General features: G+C 59.7%; 3 protein-coding genes. All 3 read left to right on the top strand.

Annotated elements, in window-relative coordinates; all coding sequences use genetic code 11:
• On the top strand, nt 1–539 hold a 539-nt coding region (sufT, locus tag IAE77_RS01385), incomplete at its 5' end, for a putative Fe-S cluster assembly protein SufT (protein WP_294220723.1).
• Between the two features lie 124 nt (nt 540–663).
• Nucleotides 664–1704, top strand: a complete 1041-nt coding sequence (locus IAE77_RS01380; protein ID WP_294220722.1) for an aldo/keto reductase — start codon at nt 664–666, stop codon at nt 1702–1704.
• An 85-nt stretch (nt 1705–1789) separates the two neighbouring features.
• Complete coding sequence (locus tag IAE77_RS01375) at nt 1790–2635, top strand: hypothetical protein (protein WP_294220720.1); 846 nt, start codon at nt 1790–1792, stop codon at nt 2633–2635.
• Nucleotides 2636–2735 lie beyond the last annotated feature (100 nt).

Genomic DNA, 2735 nt, shown 5'->3' with positions numbered 1-2735 from the left:
TCAAACGTGAAGTCGATGCCATCCAGATTCCGAGTGGCGACAGCATCAAGCTGCCGCTCGGCATGAAAGTGATCATCACCCAGTCCCTCGGCGGCACCTACACCGTCGCCACGGACTTTGGCCTCGCCCGCATCCAGGCCGGAGATGCCGACGCCCTCGGCATCGATCCTGAGGCGTCGAAAAAGGAGCAGGAGAGCACCTCCTCGAACATCCCTGCCGACATCAGCGATCTCGAAGGCCAGGTGTGGAACCAGCTCAAGAATGTCTATGACCCGGAGATTCCGGTGAACATCGTCGATCTCGGTCTCGTGTATGATTGCAAGGTCGAAGCTGACCCCGAAGGCAAGAACAAAGCCACCGTGAAGATGACGCTCACCGCCCCCGGTTGTGGCATGGGGCCCACCATCGCCGCCGATGCCCAGAGCCGCATCATGACCATCGAGGAGATGGACGACGCCGCCGTCGAGCTCGTCTGGGAACCGCCGTGGAACCAGGGCATGATCAGCATCGAAGGCAAGATGAAGCTGGGCATGATCTGATCGCTTCTCCCGCGCTCAATCACCGCCTCACGAACACTCCGAACCCGTTCACGCTGGCAGGGCCGATGGCTGCCATCACGTCTTTGCCCTTTGCCCATGGCGGGTCTCTCGGTAGCGTCGGGGAATGAAACGCAACCGCCTTGGCCGCTCCGGCATCGTCGTGACCGATATCTGCATGGGAACCATGACCTTCGGCCTCCAGGCCGATGAAAAGACGTCTTTTGCCATCATGGACCGTGCGCTGGATGCGGGGATCGACTTCTTTGACACGGCGGAGATGTATCCCGTGCCGCCGAGCGCTGAGAAATTCGGCATCACCGAAGAAATTGTCGGCCGCTGGCTCAAAGGGCGCAATCGGGGCGAGCTCGTCGTTGCCACGAAGGTCACCGGTCCCGGACATGGCTGGTTCCGGCCGCCGGTGCGCGGTGGTTTCACGGCGCTGGACCGTCGGCAGATCTTCCAGGCCTGCGAGGACAGCCTGCGCCGCCTGCAAACGGACTACATCGACCTGTATCAGACGCATTGGCCGGATCATGGCATGGAGCAGGAGGAAACGCTGACGGCTTTGACCACGCTGATCGACCAGGGCAAGATCCGCGCCTGGGGCAGCAGCAACGAAACCTGCTGGGGCGTGATGAAAAACCTCTGGGAAGCCGAAAAGCATGGCCTCGCCCGCATGATGACCGTGCAGAACAATTTCTCCCTCATCAACCGCCGCTGCGAGAGCGAACTGGCCCAGGTCTGCCGCAAAGAAAACGTGAGCCTGCTGCCCTACTCGCCGCTCGGCGGTGGAGTGCTGACCGGCAAATACAATGGCGGTGCGCTGCCGAAAGGGGCGCGATTCACCGAGTACATCGAAAATGGCCAACCGCGGCAGAAACGCATGGCGGCCCGCTTTGTGAATGAGCGCACACTGGAAGTCACGGCACGGCTGCAAGTCATCGCCGCCGACCTCGGCGTCAGCGTGACCGCGCTGGCGCTGGCCTGGAGCAGGCAGCATGACTTTGTAGCCTCCACCATCGTCGGAGCCACCACGATCGCGCAGTTCGAGGAAAGCTTGCAGGCCCGCGATCTCATCCTCAGCGCCGAGACTCTGGCCCGCATTGATGCCATCGACGAAGCGATCCCATGTGCGATGACAGAGGATGGATTGAGGAGGTTGTAACTGAAGGAAGCGCGGACACTCTTTGTCCGCTCCGGTTCAGCAGCGGGCAAAGAGAGCCCGCACTCCGCCCTTTCCTAATGCCACCATGAAACGCATCGCCATTTCCCTCCTCGCAGCCACCAGCATGTGCCTTGCAGCGGACGAACCGCCCAAAGTGTATGAACACGACGTGGCCTTGTGGAAGGAGGTGCCCGTCCCGCCGCGCACGTCTTATGAAGACCATGGCGTCTTTTTTCAGCGGGCCAATCAAGCAAACGTGGAGTGGACGGTCGAACGCCAGGAGAAGACTGTTCGTGCGGTTTTGAGCAATGGAAGAAACGAAACTCCCGAGGCAAACCGACCTTCATTTTCCATGGAGATGCCTCTGGGTAGTCTGCCATCGGTTGCCCCCGTCCAAGTTCTCAACGTAAACGACGGCTGGCTGGCAGGCTACAACCGGGGAGAGTTTGGCGCGGCCCTCTGGTGGTATGCCATCGATGGAAAGCAGCGCTCCAAGATTTCTGACGATCAGGTGAATCAATTCATCGTTCACAAAGAACGCATCTTTGCCGTCGAGGGCCTGGCCCATTTGGGTATGGATGACGGTACGTTGATCGAAATCCGCCACAACGGTAATCAATGGACCGCTGCGACATTCGTTGAGCTGCCAGGGTGTGGCCAGGCCATTACCGTTTTGGACGACGGACGCTTTTGCATTGCGACGATGAGCATGCTGCTCGCCGTCTCCCTCGATAAGAAAATGGAGATTCTGGTCCCCCGTGCGGAGTGGACATGGCTGCCAGTCAACTCCATCACTGTGGACGCCAAATCAGAAAACGTTTACATCGGCATGCGGCAGTTTGTGGCACGCTACAACCTCAAGGCAAACGACCACAGCTATCAGTTTTTGATCCCGAGCCTGGATTTCCTCAACAAGACGACAGGCCAGTAACAAACACACCCGACGACCCAGGCCGTGTTTGAAACCTCTGCCGCAGAGCGGCAGCCGTCTCGTTGCCCGGCCTTTGAAGGCCGGGAGAGGATGCGGGTGA

Origin of the sequence: Prosthecobacter sp. (assembly GCF_014879935.1) — a bacterium.
In the GTDB taxonomy this organism is placed as follows: domain Bacteria; phylum Verrucomicrobiota; class Verrucomicrobiia; order Verrucomicrobiales; family Verrucomicrobiaceae; genus Prosthecobacter.
Note: the sequence above shows the minus strand (reverse complement) of the source record. Positions and strands in the feature narration are given on the sequence as shown.

What these genes read in the sequence shown, in the direction of transcription:
- IAE77_RS01380 (WP_294220722.1), top strand. Translation starts at nt 664, where the DNA reads ATGAAACGCAACCGCCTTGGCCGCTCCGGCATCGTCGTGACCGATATC.
- IAE77_RS01375 (WP_294220720.1), top strand. Translation starts at nt 1,790, where the DNA reads ATGAAACGCATCGCCATTTCCCTCCTCGCAGCCACCAGCATGTGCCTT.